Annotated in this window: 19 protein-coding genes; all 19 read left to right on the top strand. The window is 38.9% G+C overall.

Annotation, left to right across the window (positions count from 1 at the left end):
• The first annotated feature begins 56 nt into the window (after positions 1 to 56).
• The 19 genes from ACM2FC_RS14110 (at position 57) to ACM2FC_RS14020 (ending at position 20,616) form a co-directional block, all read left to right on the top strand.
• Entirely contained in the window at positions 57 to 2,951 is a 2,895-nt protein-coding gene (locus ACM2FC_RS14110) for an Ig-like domain-containing protein (RefSeq protein ID WP_498481587.1), read from the top strand.
• 177 nt (positions 2,952 to 3,128) lie between these two features.
• Complete coding sequence (locus ACM2FC_RS14105; protein ID WP_498481586.1) at positions 3,129 to 3,986, top strand: HDOD domain-containing protein; 858 nt, start codon at positions 3,129 to 3,131, stop codon at positions 3,984 to 3,986.
• 371 nt (positions 3,987 to 4,357) lie between these two features.
• Positions 4,358 to 5,086, top strand: a complete 729-nt coding sequence (locus ACM2FC_RS14100) for a helix-turn-helix domain-containing protein (RefSeq protein WP_498481585.1) — start codon at positions 4,358 to 4,360, stop codon at positions 5,084 to 5,086.
• Between the two features lie 442 nt (positions 5,087 to 5,528).
• Positions 5,529 to 6,083 (top strand): hypothetical protein, encoded by a 555-nt coding sequence (locus ACM2FC_RS14095; RefSeq protein WP_498481584.1) that lies wholly within the window; start codon positions 5,529 to 5,531, stop codon positions 6,081 to 6,083.
• A gap of 449 nt (positions 6,084 to 6,532) precedes the next feature.
• Positions 6,533 to 6,763 (top strand): EF-hand domain-containing protein, encoded by a 231-nt coding sequence (locus ACM2FC_RS14090; RefSeq protein WP_498481583.1) that lies wholly within the window; start codon positions 6,533 to 6,535, stop codon positions 6,761 to 6,763.
• Between the two features lie 634 nt (positions 6,764 to 7,397).
• Positions 7,398 to 8,360 (top strand): hypothetical protein, encoded by a 963-nt coding sequence (locus ACM2FC_RS14085; protein WP_498481581.1) that lies wholly within the window; start codon positions 7,398 to 7,400, stop codon positions 8,358 to 8,360.
• A 542-nt stretch (positions 8,361 to 8,902) separates the two neighbouring features.
• The gene (locus tag ACM2FC_RS14080; protein WP_498481580.1) at positions 8,903 to 9,619 is read left to right on the top strand and encodes a class I SAM-dependent methyltransferase; all 717 of its coding nucleotides are present in this window, start codon (positions 8,903 to 8,905) and stop codon (positions 9,617 to 9,619) included.
• Positions 9,620 to 9,842: 223 nt separating this feature from the next.
• Positions 9,843 to 11,207: an HTTM domain-containing protein gene (locus ACM2FC_RS14075; RefSeq protein ID WP_498481579.1), complete on the top strand. Its 1,365-nt coding sequence runs from the start codon at positions 9,843 to 9,845 to the stop codon at positions 11,205 to 11,207.
• 21 nt (positions 11,208 to 11,228) lie between these two features.
• Positions 11,229 to 11,621: a DCC1-like thiol-disulfide oxidoreductase family protein gene (locus ACM2FC_RS14070; RefSeq protein WP_498481578.1), complete on the top strand. Its 393-nt coding sequence runs from the start codon at positions 11,229 to 11,231 to the stop codon at positions 11,619 to 11,621.
• Between the two features lie 240 nt (positions 11,622 to 11,861).
• The gene (gene fucU / locus ACM2FC_RS14065; protein WP_498481577.1) at positions 11,862 to 12,326 is read left to right on the top strand and encodes an L-fucose mutarotase; all 465 of its coding nucleotides are present in this window, start codon (positions 11,862 to 11,864) and stop codon (positions 12,324 to 12,326) included.
• A 163-nt stretch (positions 12,327 to 12,489) separates the two neighbouring features.
• Positions 12,490 to 13,806, top strand: coding sequence for an L-fucose:H+ symporter permease (gene fucP, locus ACM2FC_RS14060; RefSeq protein ID WP_498481576.1), 1,317 nt, complete (start codon positions 12,490 to 12,492; stop codon positions 13,804 to 13,806).
• A gap of 57 nt (positions 13,807 to 13,863) precedes the next feature.
• Positions 13,864 to 14,889, top strand: coding sequence for an aldo/keto reductase family protein (locus tag ACM2FC_RS14055; protein ID WP_498481575.1), 1,026 nt, complete (start codon positions 13,864 to 13,866; stop codon positions 14,887 to 14,889).
• A 112-nt stretch (positions 14,890 to 15,001) separates the two neighbouring features.
• Positions 15,002 to 16,066, top strand: coding sequence for a zinc-dependent alcohol dehydrogenase family protein (locus ACM2FC_RS14050; RefSeq protein ID WP_498481574.1), 1,065 nt, complete (start codon positions 15,002 to 15,004; stop codon positions 16,064 to 16,066).
• A gap of 106 nt (positions 16,067 to 16,172) precedes the next feature.
• Positions 16,173 to 16,673, top strand: coding sequence for an ureidoglycolate lyase (locus tag ACM2FC_RS14045; protein ID WP_498481573.1), 501 nt, complete (start codon positions 16,173 to 16,175; stop codon positions 16,671 to 16,673).
• 570 nt (positions 16,674 to 17,243) lie between these two features.
• Positions 17,244 to 17,450: a Flp family type IVb pilin gene (locus tag ACM2FC_RS14040; RefSeq protein ID WP_498481572.1), complete on the top strand. Its 207-nt coding sequence runs from the start codon at positions 17,244 to 17,246 to the stop codon at positions 17,448 to 17,450.
• Positions 17,451 to 17,490: 40 nt separating this feature from the next.
• Complete coding sequence (locus tag ACM2FC_RS14035; protein WP_498481571.1) at positions 17,491 to 17,916, top strand: A24 family peptidase; 426 nt, start codon at positions 17,491 to 17,493, stop codon at positions 17,914 to 17,916.
• Positions 17,917 to 17,925: 9 nt separating this feature from the next.
• Complete coding sequence (gene cpaB, locus ACM2FC_RS14030; RefSeq protein ID WP_498481570.1) at positions 17,926 to 18,726, top strand: Flp pilus assembly protein CpaB; 801 nt, start codon at positions 17,926 to 17,928, stop codon at positions 18,724 to 18,726.
• 10 nt (positions 18,727 to 18,736) lie between these two features.
• Positions 18,737 to 20,065, top strand: coding sequence for a type II and III secretion system protein family protein (locus ACM2FC_RS14025; RefSeq protein WP_498481569.1), 1,329 nt, complete (start codon positions 18,737 to 18,739; stop codon positions 20,063 to 20,065).
• On the top strand, positions 20,062 to 20,616 hold the full coding sequence (locus ACM2FC_RS14020) for a hypothetical protein (RefSeq protein ID WP_498481568.1): 555 nt from the start codon (positions 20,062 to 20,064) through the stop codon (positions 20,614 to 20,616). The genes ACM2FC_RS14025 and ACM2FC_RS14020 overlap by 4 nt, the downstream gene beginning before the upstream one ends.

Here is a 20,616-nt window from a genome sequence, read left to right as displayed (position 1 = left end):
AATGCTGCCCTAGTATTAATACGTATAAAAATGCGTAAAAGGATTTTATGCGTAATATGGACTTTTCCCGTCTCCCATGCCTCTTTCGTAATAGCGTAAACGGACGAGCTAACGTTAAGAGGAAGATCTTTACCCTGCTTCTTTTGTTTGTCGGGGTAGGGTTGTATGGCTGTAAGCATAACTCTTCTGATGACGGAGACAGAAAGCTAGTCGATTTGAAAATTTCTACTAAATCAGGGGGGTCGATAGATGTCATTCAAAAAGGGCAAACGGATCAACTTGTTGCCACTGGCGTATATAATGATGGTACAACCGTGGATCTCACTCACGTCGTCAGTTGGAGTAGTAGTGACAATAACATAGCAACAATTAGTGATTCAGGAGTTGTCACGGGAGTTGCTGAAGGACAGGTAAAAATAAACTCGCAAGACAGAAATGTTGAAAGCAAGCAAGCCGTGACAATTGATGTCGGACTCGCTTCACTAAAGGAAATACAAATCACTCCACCTCTAACCATTACTCCAGTCGGCTTTCCTATGCAATTTATTGCCACAGGCATCTATTCAAACAATTCTACTCGAGATTTAACGAACAAAGTGAGTTGGTCTAGTAGTAACAAAAATATGATTGTGACCAATGAGGGCGTCGCAACTGGTATCAAGGCAGGTAAAGCTAGAATAAAGGCGTTTCATTCTGACTCTAAGTTGAGGAGTACCAATGCTGCTCAGGTTACAGTCACCAACGAAGCTATAGATGAAATCGTATTGTTGCCAGAAAAACAGACTCTTCCGCTAGGTGTTTTAGGTTATTTAGATGCATTGGCAAAATTTACCCTAGGTTCTAGTTTAAACATCAATCAGCTCGTAGTTTGGTCCCAGCAAGAGTCAGTCAATGTCGTGAACATAGGTAAAAATGGTGAGGTGGTGGGTGTTTTGACGGGCAGCAACACCCTTACTGCAAGCTACGATTCAGTTACAAGTCAAAACAAATCTACCGTTGTTATTTCTTCGGCAACGTTGGGCGAGATTGAGGTCACTCCAAACAGCTTAACGCTACCAAAAGGTTACACGGGAAATGTGTTCGCATTTGGTTTGTACAGTGATGAATCCTCACAAGATATCACTAGATCTGTTTCGTGGCTGGTTGAAAATCCAGATATTTTAACGATAAGTGAAAATGGAAAAATTACCGCGAAATCAGTTGGCAAAACGACGGTTACCGCGAGTAGAAGTAATATCAATAGCAGTGAAGGGATAAACATCACTGTAACTGACGCTAGGTTAAAGGAGATTTTGTTAATTCCTAATTTTAGTGAGTTGCCTGCTGGCTTTAGTAAAAATTTACAGGCAATCGGCATTTTTGATGATGGTTCAACCAAAGAGCTGACATCGTCAGTTTCTTGGGTGAGTGATAACTTGAATATCGCAACTGTAGACAGCTCTGGGCTAGTCACAGGTGTCCTTTCCGGTAAGTCGAAAATTTCAGCTTTTGATGACTACTCAAACTTAATATCAAGTGTGCTTGCTAATGTGAAAGTAACACCTGCAAAAATAAAGTATATCGAAACCTTTCCTCCATCGCTGGCTTTGGTAAGAGGCGAAAGCAAGCAATTAAGTGCGTTGGCAACCTATTCTGATTTATCTGTTGAAGACATTTCAACCCAAGTATCTTGGAGTAGCGTAAACAGTCAAGTTGCGTCAATTGATGAGAAAGGGCAATTAACTGCAGGAATACAAGGCTCCACAACTGTATCCGCACATGACAGCTTGTCTCGCGTCACTAGTGCTTCCAACACAAACGTACAGGTAGATACTGCAAAATTAAAAGCTATTCGACTGTTCCCAAGCAAAGTAAGCGTGCCACTACATTATCAAGTTCAATTGACTGCCATTGGAGAATTCGAAGACGGAACAACAGCTGATATCACCAAATCAGTAGTTTGGAATAGTGACAATTTGTCGCTAGCAACAGTAAATCCACAAGGGGTTGTAAGTGGATTGCAGGAGGGAAAAGTTAGTATTACCGCGAATTCTCTATCGTTAGGTATCAGTAGTTCAGCAGCGATTGAATTGACAGTTTCAAGTGCAACACTCACTGAAATAAACATTACCCCTGCAAGTATCGAGTTTCCAAAAGGCTATGAGGAACAGCTTCTCGCGTATGGTGTGTTCTCAGATGGCAGCAAAAAACGAATGTCAGTTTCATGGCTTTCCGGCAACAGCGAAATTGCGTTAATTGATGAAAGTGGAAATGTGTTGGGCGGCAAAGCAGGCACTACATACGTAAGTGCCCATGATAACCTTTCAGGTATCTCCAGTGACCCCGTGCCAGTAGTCATCAATAGTGCCATCGTTGTTGAAATCAATGTTAGCCCTAGCGAACCCAAACTAGCATTAGGTTCTAGATTGCAGCTTTCCGCTCTCGCTACATTCAGTGATGGATCAATAAAAGATTTAACGAAGCAAATTTCATGGGTAAGCGATGATTCAACAATTGCTGTAGTTGACGCGAAAGGTGTGGCATTTTCTTTGGCCCAAGGTACGACCGATATTTACGCTTATGATGAGTACTCTAAGAAGAAAAGTGACAGTATCACTTTTTTATCAACCGCAGCGACATTCTATTGTCCTGCAGCCTCTTTTATTAACAGGGAAAAAGTGTTGGCGCCTATGATGGTTCAGCCCAATGATGATGACATTAACGACCAGTATTACATTCAAATACAAAACAAGCGCTGGCAATACCAACTGAAGCTAACAAATATGCCAGTATCCAACCTTAATCCATCGTATTCACCCGTTTCATCTATGGTTGGAGAAGACGCTTATTGCCAATATCAGACGGAGTCGGGTGAGTATGTTAAGTATATTTCGGGTGGTACCTACATAGATTGCAAAGCTGTGAGCTTTGGCGGGTTCAGTGGTGAGTGTAGGGTGACAAACAGTCACTAGCAATCGTTAACCTTAGTGTAAAAGGCTGCTCATTTTATCTTGAATTTTCCATCATAGTTTTGGAAATTTAAGTCCATTGAGTTCAGCAACACCGCTAAAATTTTGCCTATAATTGAAGAGTTAACTCATTTGAAAACCGATTTCTAGCTTTGGCACCCAGCCTTTCACGGAGGAAGAATGTTTGATATTGATGAAGAGAAAATGGCAGCGGTAGTATCGAGCTATCAAGTTCCGGTAAAACCTAAAGTATTAAGTGAAATGCAAGAAATTATGGAAAGTGAAGAACCCGACATCAATCAAGTCGCAGATCTCATTTCCAGTGATATCGGTCTATCATCCGCCATATTAAAAGTAATTAATTCACCTTACTATGGGATGAGCCGAACAATATCAGAAATAAAACAGGCAGTGATGATTATAGGCTTGACCACGATTAATAGCCTAGTTACATCACTGTTATTAAAGTCATCTCTTCAAGGAAAAGCCTCTATTTCGTTAGAACGTTTCTGGGATGACTCATTAGACGTGGCAAATGCAATGTTGTTTATTGGCAATAAAGTAAAAGATAAAGTACCGGTTGATATGCTTTATACGGTTGGCTTGTTTCAAAATTGTGGTATTCCTCTCTTAGCGTTGAAATTTGAAGATTATAAAGAGGTACTCATTGAAGCAAATAACAAAGGATGTAACTCGGTTTACTTCGAGGAAGAAAAATACAATACTAATCATGCCGTTCTAGGTTATTACATTGCTTCTTCTTGGCACCTACCAAAGGAAATATGTGCAATAATTTTGCAGCATCACAACAAGGAGTACTTCGACACTATTTTAGGAGGAAATGAAGAACAAATTGCACTCGCAACGCTAAAAATGGCGGAGAATATGGTCGAACGAGTTAAACGTCATAGTGTTTCTCCTGATTGGGCCGATCTTGAATCAAAAGTGTTAGATGTGCTCGGTATTTCAACAGAAGACTACAACGATTTAGAAGATGACTTTTACGATCTATATGCTCAATCAAATAGTGATTTATAGATATCTGAGCTTCTAAGCCTCACACACCTCAGCTTACCCATGCTAATACTGCATAACTTGTTATCTTGGTTCAAGTTAATAGGAATATGATTAGCACTACAAATATTAAAATAATAGGCAGTAGCCCCCGGTAGTAGAAATCGGAGTTACTTGCCTTGTGTTCGTAATCTTCTTGATATGTTTTTTTGAGTAGTTCCGGTATGTAGTCGTGATAATTGTTCATTTTAGCCTCCTTACGTTTGTTTCTAGAGTCTTAAATTGATACTTTGATATCAATGAATAAACTCAATTGGTCAATATGTGATACTTGTTGGATGCGATGTTGATACTGAGGGAATATCGAGAAGCTAGATCAGGCCATTTGTTCTTTAATGAAGACACGATTGAAGGCGGCCGGACTCTCTTATAGAGATGTTGCGAAGCAGTTAGGGGTCTCGGAAGTCAGTGTAAAAAGGCTATTGAATATGAACCAACCTCTTTCTACTAGCCGGTTAGTTAAGTTGGCGGACTTGGCACAAATACCACTCTCTCTAGTCGTAGCTGAGGCAGAAAAGTTAGTTTGTCAGATATCGACATTTACATCTGAGCAAGACAAAGCCTTTTGTGATAAGCCAGAGCTTTACACAATATTTTCAGAAATATGTAGTAATAATGCGCAGTCATCTTCTCTGATGACTAAATATCAACTCGATGAAGCTTCGATATATCTCTATCTACGAGCGTTGGAAAATATTGGTCTTATTGAGATATTAAGGGGCAATGAGTTTAACTTGTTGGTTCCAAAACATATATGCTTTTCTGATTCGAATAAGTTTCCAATGTTCTTTAAAAATCAAATTATTGACAGCTTAAAGGATCAAGTACAAAACATTAACTCTGAGGATGCCTATTTTGTTACCGTTAAATTCAGACTGACTGCAGAAGAGTTCAAACAGTACAACGTAAAACTTGAAGAGCTGATGCTTGAGTATCTCAAAATCACTTTCGATAGAGATCAAACAACGATGAATACATGCGAATATACGATTGTGGATATGGGAGCAAAGGGGGCTTTTCATCCTGAACTTAAACAACCGAAGAAGTATCAAGGAGCTGGATAAATCTTAAGGGCGAATTGTCGGAGGACAATAAGATTGATCCGTTACTATACCTTGATGCAGGTGAAATTCAGTACCAGTTACACATAAAACGTGTATTTACGAAGCCTATGCCGTTAGGAGTGGCCGATGGCGAGTGATCCATAATGGCAATATGATTTACCTAAAAAGCGTTTTCGCAGATTAGGCTACTCTGTTAAGCACCGAGCACCTTTTGCCCTACAAAATGAGTTAATGTAATTATCCATCCAGTGGATATCAATTATCGGATCACAACAACACTCTTCCTGCCATCACAACGGAGCCAGGAATTATAATTATTAAACGTTTGATGGATAATTAATTGGAACCAATATAACGATATTTAAAATATAATCTAACTATTGGTATTGATTGATGCGATTTTATCTTTGCTATGTTTAGAATAGATTGCTGGAGACATGTTATGACATCAACTTTAGATTCAAGTTTTAGCGAAAATAAAAACCTAATAAAAAAAGAATTGGTGCCTTGTTTAATAAGCAACGGTTCTTACAATGGAACTATAAAAGAATCAATAGGAGCTCATATTAAGGAGATTAAGTATCCCGATGTAGATGTCTGTTGTACAATAACCATTCTTTATAGTAGTAAATTGATTGGATTACATTTATATCCTAGCAATCCGGACATGTTTTTTGAGGAAGCGTTCTCTGAGTTAAAAAAATTAGCACCAACTACAAATAAAAAAATCATTGATATCCTAGTTATAGGGAACACAAAGGCAAAGAATAAGATGTACTCTTATATGTCTAAGGAGGTACCAGATATTTATGGTTCGATAAAAATGCTCAAGAATATCTTCGAGATAACCAGTAAAGTTAGAGTAATACATGACCAAGGATGGTTCTCAGTTTTTAGAAGCAATAACAAACTTAACTATAGAAACTATGATACTGGAAATAATATAGAGGATTGGACAGTAGTTAAATCATCCTCACAAGAGATAAAATATGTATGAACAACTAACGATTACATAAATCTCACAAGTAAGAGGTATGTGACAAGATGTCAAAGGGTTTTGTTGAAGAAACGTAACAGTCGGAGGAGCAATTCCGTGGCTTTTACCTGAACCATCCACTAGAAATACCTTAGCTTGGATTATTGAATATGTAATATAAATCAATCATATATTAAGCTAGTCACCTTCTTTTTTCGATTTTCCCTCAATAAAACGATTCGATTATTTTGGGGGCCAGAGAGAGCTTGGTCAAAGGTGCTGGCTCAATATGAACCTTTCATACTTGCAATCAGATATGCTCAAACGCTCGTTTATGATTTAGTATGAAACGTTATTCCCCTTCCTTTCTTGATTAATAAAACTATAAAGGAATAATTTCTCCTAGAGAAATGGGAGGTGCTATATCTAACCTATTCGAGAATAAAAAGATCTTGAGCGAAAATGCAACCATGTCTGAACTAGCAAACGAAACTCTAAATACAGTTTATGCGCGCTTTTCATCTCGTGACATTGATAACAACGGCACGATAACGGTTGCTGAGTTTAAAGAATATTTATGCGACTGCCTATCAACAAAAGAAGTGGAAAATACCATCAAATGTATGGATAAAAACGATGACAAAATAGTTTGCTTTGCAGAATTTTTTACGCTAACAGTCTGTGACTGTTCGCCCTTCTAATTGAACGATGCGTCTTATTTCGACATCCGTATCACAATAAAATATACGGTAAAAACTCAGCATCTTTATAGGTGTTATAAATTATTTTTGTCAAATCTTTACAAAACCTCTGATAGAATCGACCAAATAAAGCTTGGTTTCTGGTACGGGAGTCATACCCAATTTTTTGATTCTCGCCAGAAAAAGTAAGTGCCCTTTGAAAGCCACTACAAGCACCTTTGAATGTTTAATCAATCAAAACGTTGGTTCTCAATTGTTTTTTCAGCCTCACACACCATTTCCCTACCTTGATAGGCGAGAACGAATAGTCTAAATCTGTATCGGCACAGTATTCAACGCCAACGCAACCTACTTTGGCTGTTGGTTGCTCCTCAAGGCTGATTACGTGGGTAACCATATTAAATAATCAATTCCATATCACAAAAATAGGATTGTTTTGCTATTTAATTCATTCATAGTTTTCATATTGATTTTATTGAACGCCGTCCTGTCTATCTATTTTTGATAACCATTAAACTTAAAAATAATAAAATAAATTGATACTTTCATTGGCTGTTTATTTAATTTTTGAATTATATTCAAATACATCATATCATAATCAATACATTATTTTATGTTATACTAGGAATTTAACATGACAACTCTTCTTGATTCTGTTGAAGATAATATTCAAGACATTCAGACATGCCCTGATTTTAATGATATTAAATCCTATAGAATAACAATTAGAAAAAATATTAACCTTCAATTTTGCCAACAAGTAGCAAACGTGATTACTCATAGGATGTCGATAGATAAGGATATCGACAACAATAACAAATCAAAACTAACAACTAAAACTACGAAGCCTAAATTAATTAATAGGACAAAAAAATCAAATATAAATAATATCAACAAGACTTACATTCAACATTATAGAAGAGATAAAATTAACAAAGTACTCAAGAAGTCATCAAGCATGATCTATGACAAAGACAAGAATAAAAGAAATGCAATTATTGATAGACAAATAAACGACATGAATGTCAAGTCAAATAAATTATATAGACAAAAGTTGAGCAACAATGAAGAAGGTTATTTTCTAGAAATCTTGACTCACGGAAGGCTAGTTTTATTAGAAAAGATTGGAAATTGCTATGATTTGAGCTGCGCAGTTATCTATTACATTTTGAGCAAATCTTACCACCCTATTTGCAATAAAAATGACGTTGCATTTTTTATTGATATCGTACAGTTGGGATCGGAAGACGAGGAGTATGATCATTGCTTTGTCGTACTTAACCAGCCATACAAAATTATATATAACGAAGAAAATAGTAATTGTTATGATGATTTGAGTGACTACAACTCTGACAACTATCAAGATAAAGATTACAACTCCGGGGATTATAAAATAGATTTTAATAAATGGAAGAAAAGTGCAATCATTATTGATATATGGCTTGGGATTGTATGTTCAGCGAAAGAATACCCTAACGAATATCAAGTCGCTTTGAAGTCTTTGAGTGAGAAAAAGTTTGTACCAAAAGACCAAAAAAATACTATGCCCGATGATGTACGTAAAGTAATCAAAAGGTCTATTATCTGGAGTTCATGAGGCATTGCTTTACTTTAAAATCGTATTTGTTTCAATTCACGGTTAAGCAAACGGACAATGCATGATGAAAAAATCACACTACACTGAAACACAAATCGTTAAGATCCTGAAAGAAGAATCAGGCTGGAAGGTTAATGAATCAACTTCATTGTGTATCTGGGGCCTCCCATTAAACAGCATACCCTAGAATTAATAATTCGACCATCTGGGAAATATATAGAATTCCTATGAAGGTTTTGTCCAAAACGAACTTAGAAGTGATCAATCTTTACTGCCACTGGCTAGGGTAAGTACGGCACGAAAGCCGTCATAAATGATCAAACTTTACCTATGAGTTTGTGACGATTCCCTACAATATGCTGCAAATTCTGATCAAACATTATTGTCCTCCGACACGAGTATACTCGATAAAAAATTATTAGTTGATGTCTCACCAGCAATAAATACCGTAAATGGCATTCTAATTTGTGCTATCGCGGCATCTTTCTTGTAAAATCTGACTCCATTTTCACTTCTTTAAACACCGGTGAGGAGAAAAGATCGTGAAATCAGATATGTACTCAACATTTGCGACGGAGTACGACGAAGCTATTCAGGATAATATTTACAACGCAAACTTGGAACGTCCAACTCTTCAATCAATGCTGCCAACGTTGGCAAATCTGAATGTTATCGATCTTGGATGTGGCTCGGGTGTTTATGCTCAATATCTTTTAGCTCAAGGTGCAACCAAAGTAACTTGTATTGACTATGCAGAAGAAATGGTCGAGCTGGTGGCAAGAAAAGCTCAGCAGGCTGGTGTGAGCGACAACGTTCATGCTTATGCTCAGGATTTATCTAAGGGGCTGCCAAATGAAGTCGACGTCAGTGCCGATTTGGTTATTTCCCCGCTAATGATACATTACCTCGAAGATCTAAATCCGCTTTTTGCCGATATTCATCGCGTGCTCAAGCCAGGAGGATCCTTTGTATTTTCTACCCATCACCCATTTGCTGACTTCGAGACCTCCAAATCAGGCAACTATTTTGAGCGTGAGTTAGTCCAACAGGTGTGGAATACCGTAGGCAAACCAGTGCAAGTTAGGTTTTATCGTCGCTCACTAACAGAAATCACCAATGCTCTGACACAAAATGGTTTGGTCATAACACAAATTTCTGAAGGTAATGTCGATGAAAAAGTAAAAGAAATGGACAGTGAGGTATACCAGTACTTATCAACGCACCCTAACTTTATCTTTTTCAAATGCCAGAAGAAGTAAGGCTTGAAAAGAATTGCTAAAGTAAAAAACGAGTTAAGTAAGTAACTTTTATTGCGGATCTAGCAGAACTCTAAAACCCAATAGCGTTCGCTCATAGGCTTAGCTAGACTTTGATTTGAACGTTGTGTTCATCGTGTGAATTTGCCTTATATTTTATCCATCTAGCGAATTCTACTAATCGGGGCTTTAGCCGTCATTGTGCGACATTAAGGGAATATAAAGGGTGCTACTAAAAAGCCGTTGGATTGATCGCTGGTTTGTTCCGGTAAATGCGAGTGCTTTGGCTGTTTTTCGTATCGGTTTTGGTCTTATTCTGCTCTGGGATATGATCCGCTACGGGTTCTTTCTAGATATAGACCGTTACTACCAGCAACCTGAATTTCTATTTTACTACTGGAACTTAGATTGGATACAACCGCTTCCTTCAGCAGCGATGCGAATTTTGTACGCCGCATTGGCGATAGCATCTGCTTATATTGCTATTGGTTTTTTCTACAGGGTCAACCTTCTAATCTTTATTCTTGGATTTAGCTACTTATTTTTGCTTGATGAAGCGCGATATCTAAACCACTTTTACATGGTTTGGTTGTTTGCGGTGCTAATGCTGTTTATGCCTGCTAATCGCCTTTGGTCAGTAGATGCTTGGCGTAAGCCTCCAGCAAGCCAGCTGGTTCCAAGCTGGTGCTATTGGCTACTAATTTTTCAGTTAGAGATCATTTTAATCTACGCGGGTTTAGTCAAGTTAAATCCCGATTGGCTAGCGCTGGAACCACTTAGAACATGGCTTTCTCGCCGATCAGATATGCCATTTTTGGGACCTTTATTTTTGCAAGATTGGGCCATAGCCAGTGCAGCTTATGGCGTCATTGTTCTGCACCTCATTGGTGGGCCATTGTTGTTGTGGAAACGTACCAGAATGTGGGTTTTTTTAATGTACGCTGGCTTTCACATCCTAAATCACTTTGTTTTTAGTATTGGTATTTTCCCTTGGATGACGCTTTTCACCAGCCTACTGGTATTTGGCCCAGATTGGCCGCTACGCGTTTGGGCGAAAGTGAATAGAGGCTTCAATCTGGCTCAAGTCGAGAATTTGTCGATTAGTAAAGTGCAAAGAGATAGCAAGTATCGCTGGGTCGTAGCGGGCATCGTATGCTGGTGTCTATTGCAAGTGTTGATTCCTTGGCGACATTTGGCTTATCCCAGCCGTGTTGCATGGAGCGAAGAGGGACATAGATTTGCTTGGCGTATGAAACTGCGAACCAAACGTGGTGATATCCACTACGTATTAAAATTTGCCGATGGTCACTTTAGAAGGGTAGATATACACTCGTACCTTAATCGGCGTCAGATTCGGAGTCTACCTTGTCAACCGGATATGATTTGGAAGTTTGCTCGTTTTCTACAGCAGCGCTACCAACAGCCAGAAAACGCGGTGGTCGCAGTCTACGCTAACGCATTTTGTTCACTTAATGGCCGTCCAGCTCAGCGAATTGTTGCAGCTAATACTAACTTGTTAGCAGTAGATTATGGTATTCAGCCCACCGAGTGGATTCTACCGCTGAAATACCCACTTCCAAGTAGAGACTAAATAGGCGAGGGTATCTACCTTATGCAGCACCAAGCTAAAAGCCAGCCAATTATCATCGTTTATGATGGTGAGTGCTATGTGTGTCAGTACTTTGTCCGTGGGATTCGCCTGCGTCAACTGAGTGGTGAATTGCGTTTGATTAGCGCTCGCGATCAGCAAAATGAACAAGTTCTATGGCTTAAATCTCAGGGGGTAAATCTCAATGACAATATGGCGGTCATTTATGGTGAGCAGGTTTTTGAGGGTGCTGCTGCAATGACTTGGTTGTCTGCAATGACCAGCCCATTGAGTGGGCTAAATCGGTTGCTTTTTGTACTGTTTAAATCGCCCCGCTTGGGAGCAATGATATATCCAATATTGCGAGCGGGAAGGTTAGTCCTATTGAGGTTACGAGGTCGCCTTCCAATAGACTAGCACTCTATTTTTCATGTGAATTGATTCGACGTTCAACACATATCTATTTTTGATAAAAAATTTCTCTACTCACAAACTTCTAATTTAACTTGGGATCTTGCTCACTTTTTATTTGCTACATGCAAATTGACACAAAAAAACACACGTGTGTATTATGTGTAAAACAAAAAATGAATCAGATAAGTAAAAACTTGCTGACTTGTAAAAAACAATAAAACCAATAACATAAGGAACCCTACAATGCTAAAAGGTATCTCTCCACTCATTAGTCCTGAACTGCTATCTGTATTGGCTAGAATGGGACATGGCGATGAAATAATTTTGGCTGACGCTCATTTCCCCGCAGAGTCGTTTAACGATCATGTGATTAGAGCAGATGGCTTGAGAATCCCCGATTTACTACAAGCCATACTTCCTTTATTTGAACTTGATGAGTATGTACCAAATCCACTTGTCATGATGGCAGCAGTCGAAGGAGATACGCTTGACCCTGATGTAGAGAAGAGTTACCTAAATTCAATTCATAAAACGAACCCCGATGTTGCTCCGATAGACAGAATAGATCGTTTTGACTTCTATACTCGAGCTGAAAAAGCGTTTGCTGTTGTTATGACAGGCGAAACGGCTAAATACGGCAATATTTTGCTGAAAAAAGGCGTCACTCCAGTAGAAACTGAAAAGTCGGAAATCAGCTATAAATTTTAACGACGCAATACGAGAGAATATGATGTTGTAGGTAGATATAAGTAATCAAAGCACGTTAAATCCGTGAGGAAAGCAGTGTCTACCTGCATCTATCGCTATCAAAAATATATCCAAATTACCTAGATTCCTTATTTTAGAGCTTTGGGTATATAGAGAGGATTATATGAGTTCGTTAATAATAGAAGAATCGGGCAAACCGAAATATTCGTCTGCCAGTACAACCCGTTTTCTGCCATTTATATTACTTTGTACACTGTTCTTTTTGTGGGCGGTGGCGAATAACTTAAATGATATACTTCTTCCCCAATTTCAGTCGGCCTTTAACCTTAACAATTTTGAAGCAGGCTTGATCCAAAGTAGCTTTTATTTTGGTTATTTTGTTGTTCCAATCCCTGCTGGGATAATAATGAATAAATTTGGTTATAAAGCTGGACTATTGTTTGGTCTGATGTTTTATGCGCTAGGTGCAGCAATGTTTATACCTGCTGCTCAACTTATCAACTACAGCTTATTTTTGTTTGCACTATTTGTTATTGCAGCAGGGCTAGGTTTCTTAGAAACAGCAGCTAACCCGTTTGTTATGGTACTAGGTCCAAATAAAACACAAGCTTTTCGTATTAATGCGGCTCAGTCTTGTAATGCGTTTGGTTCTATTATCGCTGTGGTATTTGGTCAATCGCTAATTTTAAATTCTATCCCACATAAAACCACTCAAGAGCTAGCTCAAATGACAGCAAGTCAAGTTGAGCATTATAAAGCATCTTTAGTCGGAGCAGTGGAGCTACCTTATATCATTATCACTGTTGTTGTTCTAATTATCGCGCTGGCAATTTTGGCAACAAAATATCCGGCTATTCATGAAAGTAGCCATGGTGATGATACAGAGCAAGAAAAGATCAAAGTTAAGCACGCGTTATCTAAGTTAGTTCATGCGAGAAACTGGCGCTGGGCAGTGGCTTCACAATTCTGTTACTGCGGGGCGCAAACGGCTATTTGGTCTTACATGATTCGTTACGCCATTGAAGAGATCTCGGTGTCACCCTCCAAAGGCGCGAATTTCTTAACGGCAACAATGGTATGTTTCTTTATCGGTCGTGTCATTGGTACGATGTTAGTAAAACGCTATAAGGAAGAAAAAGTTTTAGCGGCTTTTGCGTTAGCTTGTATCTTGCTTACAGGTATCTCTGCGATTGCTGGTGGAATGGTTGGCTTGCTTGCCATTGTTGTGAGTAGTGCATTTATGTCTATCCAATATCCAACAATTTTTGCTATCGGAATTAAAGGATTAGGTAAATACACTAAACTCGGCTCATCCTTTATTGTAATGGGTATCATCGGTGGTGGAGTCGTCACACCTTTAATGGGTTACGTGAGTGATTTGGCGAATCATATTCCTACGGCAGAGATTATTCCTCTTATTTGTTTTGTTGTAATTTTCTTCTTTGCCAAATTTAGAGCAAATCCAACAGTATCTTACTAACAGAGAAAAATTTAATAAATAATACACACGTGTGAAAAAATGTATTAGGAAAGAAAAATGAGTGATGTACGTGAACTAGAAAAAGTAAAAGCTATTGATCCAACGCTTGTACCATACAAAACCCTGCGCACCGGAGCAAAATTGCCAGTCGTCGGCCTTGGTACATTTGGCTCTGATCATATCTCCCATGAGCAAGTTGCAGACACCGTGAAACAGGCAATACGTTTAGGCTATCGTCACATTGATTGTGCTGCAGTTTATCAAAATGAACAGCAAATTGGTCGTGCTATTCGCGAGGCTATTGATGAGGGCTACTGCACTAGAGAAGAGCTTTTTATCACAGGCAAAGTGTGGAACGACTGCCACAGCGAAGTAGAAAAAGCCTGTCAAAAAAGCCTCGATGATCTGGGGTTAGAGTACTTAGATATGTACCTGATGCATTGGCCATTTCCTAACTACCATGCGCCGGGTTGTGACGGTGATGCAAGAAACCCAGATTCCAAACCCTTTAGCAAAGAAGCATTTCTTAATACATGGCAGCAGATGGAAAACCTTCACAAACAAGGAAAAGTGAAAGCGCTGGGTACGTCCAATATGACTATTGCCAAATTTGAAAAAGTTCTGCCTGAGATGAGTGTTCTGCCTGCAGTCAATGAAATGGAACTACACCCTTGTTTTCAGCAAGAAGCTTTATTCAACTTCTGTGTCGACAATCAAATTCAGCCTATTGGTTACAGCCCAATTGGATCGCCGGCAAGGCCAGAGCGCGACAGAACAGAGACTGATGCGGTAGATACTTTACATCCAGTGGTACAAAAAATTGCTCAACGTTTAGATGTTCATCCTGCGATTGTTTGTATTAAATGGGCAGTTCAGCGCGGTCAAGTGCCCATTCCTTTCTCAGTAAACAATTACATGAAGAACCTTGAAGCGGTAACTAAAGATCCACTGAGTGAAGAAGAAATGGAGCAAATGAAGTCTGTTGAATGCAATTCCCGATTAATCAAAGGTCAAGTTTTCCTTTGGGAAGGAGCAAATAGCTGGGAAGACTTGTGGGATCTCGACGGCGATATAGCGCAATAATAGGGCTTAAATAGGCGTTAAAATCAACAGTAAACCAAATGTGTGCTGGCTTACTACAACAGATAGAGCCAGCAAAATAGATTAAAGTAAACGAATACAAAGGGCTATGATTATGGCAAGTACAATGAAAGCAGCGTTCTTACCAGGTAACAGTACTGTAGAAATGAGAGATGTAGAAGTACCGACTCCGGGGCCAGGGCAAGTGTTGGTCAAAACAAAAGCATCGACTATTTGCGGTAGTGATATCCGTGCCATCTATCGCGAGCACTTAGGCAAAGGTCCTGAGGCATACCAAAATAAAATTGCCGGGCATGAACCTTGTGGGCAAATTGTCCACTGTGGACCAGACATGAAGCGCTTTAAAGAAGGCGATCGTGTAGTGCTATATCATATCTCTGGTTGTGGAGTATGTAATGATTGTCGCCGTGGATATATGATTTCTTGTTCTTCCCCGACTCGTGCCGCTTACGGTTGGCAACGTGATGGTGGTATGGCGGAGTATATTCTTGCTGATGAAAAAGACTGTATCTTATTGCCAGATGAATTGTCATATGTCGATGGCGCTCAAGCAGCGTGTGGATTTGGTACCGTTTATGAAGGTCTAGAAAAAATCGGAATCAGTGGTAATGATGCTGTATTAGTTGTGGGCTTGGGGCCAGTGGGCTTAGCAGCGCTCATGCTATGTAAAGCGTTGGGTGCAAACAAAGTTGTCGGTGTCGACACGGTCGAAGAACGTTGTAATGTGGCGAAAGAGCTTGGATTGGCAGATGCGGTCTTTGTTTCTGGTGATGATACTTTAGAGCAGGTTTTAGCGGAGACTTACCAACAAAAAGGCTTTGAGAAAACGGTTGACTGTTCAGGCCATACATTGGGTAGACAACTTGCTATACGCGCCACTCGTCAATGGGGCAAAAATGTCATGATAGGTGAAGGGGGAACGGTTGAATTTAATCCGTCACCAGACATTATTCATGATCAAATCTCAATTCATGGTTCTTGGGTAACAAGCAGCTATAGAATGGAACAACTTTTAGAACTGATTGTACGTTGGGGGATTCGCCCTGAAAACTTAGTGACTCACAGATATACGTTGGACCAAGTCAGCGAAGCTTATGAGCTAATGGATTGTGGTCAATGCGGTAAAGTCGCCGTGGTATTTGACGAAGAGATAAAGTAGTTCGTTAAGAACACATTTCCTCCCATAGTTTAATGAGTATAGATTAAGGGAGCGCAGTGTTGCGCTTCCTTAAGAACTCCTTTCTGTTTTTATTCCGAGAGATATTATGCGCAAAGTCAACGTACAACCTTTGACACTTGAAGCTTATAAACCGTTTGGTTCTTTTTCTAACTTAATCGATCCCAAGGATGAAAAATTGGGTGAGTCCCCAGTTGAGTTCTATCGAGATCAACTGCAATTGGATGTTGGCCTGAATAATTTACTGAGCTATTCCTGTTGTAGGGTAGAACACCGGCCCATGATCATTGATGTCCTTGAATATCACTCCAATTGTGCAGAAGTAGTATTGCCATTGGATAACGATATCCTACTTCAAGTTGCTCCAGCTACTGTTAGCAAAGACGATATACCATTGGATAAAATCCAAGTGTTTTATGTTCCTAAAGGTACAGCGGTCACTATTCGGCCAGGAGTGTGGCATTGGGGGCCGTTTACGGTGAACGATCAGCCAGTAAATATTTTAATTAATTTGCCAGAGCGCACGTATGCTAATGATTGTGAAGTTATAGAACTTACTGCTGATGAGCACATTGAAATTTGTTACTAGGATGTAAACCGAGCATTTTTTATTATCTACAACTTCCTCTTTGGCTCCAGCGAATAGATTCATGACAACGTTTTCGCTGGAGTATCCCTCTTTTTAATTAAACAACTCGTTAACATCTATGCTTATATTAAGAATCAAAGCACATATAATTCTACAAAAAATATAAACACTCTCAACGCTAAGTAGTGAAATTAGCTGCATTTTATCATATGCAACAGCTGTCTATTTTTAATCTTTTTATGTTTAAATTTTGTTAATTTTAAAATTTATCCAATTTTTTTTCAGAAAAAATTGAGACCGAAAATTTCAGATTAGCACCTTCCATATCTGTTTCTAAAACAACAAAATAGAGCAATTAAATCACCTAAACTTTGGAATGAATATTTGATAAATTTGCAATATGAAATAATGAAAAGTTATTTTGTGTGATGTTTATCACATCGCATTTTGTAAATTTACTGTTAGTATTTACCTCGAAACGTTTCACGCTTGTTACAAAGTTTTAACGAATCACACACAACAGAGGTTTTAGAAATGTTATCTAATATAGTGCTTAAGTTAAGAAACACTATGGACGGATATAAAAACACATTGGATGAGTTTATTAATGATCAACGTGGCGTAACTGCCGTTGAGTATGCAATTATCGCAGTAGCAATGACTGCAATCGTACTGGCTGTTTTCTCAGCAACAGGTGACGGATCTGTACGCGGAGCATTAGATGATGCAATGACCGCGATTACCACAAATATCGGTTCAGCTAATACGACTAACTAAGTCGTAATAGTCTGACACTAGTGATATGGCTATCTGGTATATGAAATGGTGGCTTATTTTAGCCGCTATTTCACTTTGGATTTGCTATCAAGATATTACTAAGAGGAAGATTACCAATAATTCATGTCTTGCAGTTTTATTTGTAAGTTCAATGATTGTATTGGAATTTGGAAACTACGGATCAATTAAACATACAGCAATAATATTTTTAGTGGGAATATTTTTATTCTTAATGAAGATTATTGCAGCTGGTGATATTAAATTAATTAGTGCTTTTTCAATAGCGATTTCATCAAAATACATATTACTGACTGTTATCGTTATTTTGTTTTTAGGTGGAGTTTTGGCTATTGGCCAAGTGATATGGATTAAGTCGAGCGGAAAAAGTATTAAAACAAATAACGGTGTTCCTTATGGAGTACCCATTTGTATAGGCTGCTTATTCGGTATTGCTGCGTCAATATAGGAACTGCTTGTGAAAACGAAAGTTATTATTCTGTCAGCAGTCATATTAGTTCTTTTAGGGTTATATGGCTTAGCGGGCAGCTTATCTAAACCTTCGGGTACTACAGCTCAAAAAGTGGTTAAACCCAAAATTTTGGTTTGGCGCTTAAAAGAAGATGTAGAGCCTGGAAAAATCATAAATCATAGAATGTTAGCTGTTGAACGGTTATCAGAGTCTGACGCTCACCAATTGGGTTTTACTAAAGATGTGAATCTTGATTGGCAGCAAGGTGCTGTATTCCGAAATAAGCTTGTAAAAGGAAGCTATCTTTCTAAACACGATCTTATACAGCCAAATCAAGACGGTTATGTTGAGTATGTGATCAGCGAAAACCGAATTCCTTATCCAATTCAAGTAAGTCAAGAATCAGTGTTAGGTGGTGTCATTAACCATGGTTCTTTGATTGATGTATTGGCGATGGTTGGTGCAAACAAAAAAATGCCCAGTGACTTGCGCAACAACGCTGTAAAAAGATCAATTTATATTAAGCCAGTCATTACGGCTGTAAAAGTACTACAGGTCAGAACAGCGAAGAAAACTGAGGCTAAACCGTCTTTTGAAAGAAATAGTAAAGAAAAAGTAACTCTCATTTTAGAGTTGACAAGAAAAGAAGCCGTCACACTTACTGTGGCAGAGAATATAGCGGACATTGAGGTCCATAAATCAATAGGGAAATATGATGCGTCAGAACTTCAAGCGGATTCTGGCGATATTCTACAAGGATTTAAATCTGTAACGGAATATCGTGCAACTGAAACGCTAATTAGGTAGGAGCTCTGAAATGAATCGTAACCTATATAAATTTTATTTAACTTTGATATTGTCGATATTTTCATTTTCGACGTATGCAGCAGGCGTAATTAATATGTCTGAAGGTGCGGCGAGAACAGTGTCAACTGATAACGACATAGCAACTGTTTTTGTTTCTAATCCTAAAGTGGCCGATTATCAAGTAATAAGCAAAAACAAAGTGGTTGTTTATGCCAGAGAAGCAGGCCAGAGTTCTGTCATTGTATTTGATAAAGATGGAAAAACGCTTGCAAGCAGAAGGGTTGTCGTTAACAAAAGCCTGCACAGAATTCAACAATATATCGCGGTAAATTACCCTGACACAAATGTGGATGTATTTAATGTCGGCGAACAGGTTGTGTTGAGTGGTGTTGTGTCAACGGAAGAGCAAAAAGACGAAATCAACGATATCGTTGGTGAGCTGCTTGCGAAAAAATATGAGAAAGGTGTTTTTGAAGTAAGAGTTGGCGCTAAAGATATCGAAATGGAATTTATGGAGCGTCGCAAGTACAAGAATATAGTTAACAACATTCAAGTTGCCGATACCAAACAGGTTAATGTAAAGCTTTCGATTGCAGAAGTGACTCAAACATTCTTGAAAGAGATTGGTGTTGAATATGGTACTGACGCAGCAGGTGTGTTCGTTAACCCAATCAATGATTTCCGAGCTTCAAATATCCTATCAGTTATCAATGCGGTAGACGACGACTCGATCGGTCAAATCCTTGCTGAGCCTAACCTATCGGTTATCTCTGGAGAGAGTGCGAGCTTTTTGGTCGGTGGTGAAATCCCAGTTGTTACGACAGTCGATGACGGTACTAACGTTATTTATAAAGACTACGGTATTCAATTGGATCTGATGGCGAAAGTAGAAAGAGATGACAAAATTACTCTAACTATGATTCCTTCAGTGAGTTCGATTGACCAAGTTTACAGTAATGACAACTATAACTTGCCTTCATTAAAAACTCGTCGCGCTAGAACTACGGTTCAATTGGGTGATGGTCAAAGCTTTGTTTTAGGTGGGTTACTGAGTACAGAAGATATCGAGAGTTTAACCAAACTTCCGTTTATCGGTGATATTCCAATTTTGGGTGCATTATTTAGAAACTCTGCGACAAACCGTAAGAAAACTGAGCTGGTTATTGTCGCGACAGTGAACCTAGTTAAGCCGGTTCATCCATCTCAAGTGCAATTGCCAATGATGAGACGAACCACGACCTTAGACCGCTTCTTCGGATTTACTGATGACAATAAATATCCTAAAGCGAGTGAGAAATGGTCGAAAGAGTTGTTAGCAACTGGAGGGTTTAAAAAATGATCAATTGGAAAATTTTATTACTAGTACCTCTGGCCGCTCTAACTGGCTGTACTGAAAAGGTTGGAGAGCGCGAAGGTTCATCGGTTGATATTTACCCAGTGACTTACTCAATTGCATTGGATAAACCGGTAAACTCAAATAAAAACAAGCTATTGGATGAGTTTGTTGCTGAATACGAACAGCAATTGCTAAACCATGGCGCTGAGATTCAATGGTTCACAAATTCAGGTAAAAGCTGGGCGAAGACTGTTCGCAAGACATTACTTTTAAAAGGTGTTCCAACACATCTAGTTGAAGTGACCAAAGGTGTTAAAGCTGATCAGCGTTTTGACTTGATGGTATTAACCACAACATACAAAACTCAAGTGGAGTTTTGCGATTACGCCGATGTGTATGACTCTGCGAAGGAAAAGCTTATGGTCGGCTGCTACCCAGAGAATAATCGTTGGATTTCAATGGTAAATCCTCAAAAGATGCTTGTTAATTTACCTGAGGCGAATATGCCTGAAACTCAGGTTACGACTGAGCCGAAGGCTGAAGTAGAGGAGTAA

This window comes from Vibrio sp. A37, from assembly GCF_059777565.1.
Note: the sequence above shows the minus strand (reverse complement) of the source record. Positions and strands in the feature narration are given on the sequence as shown.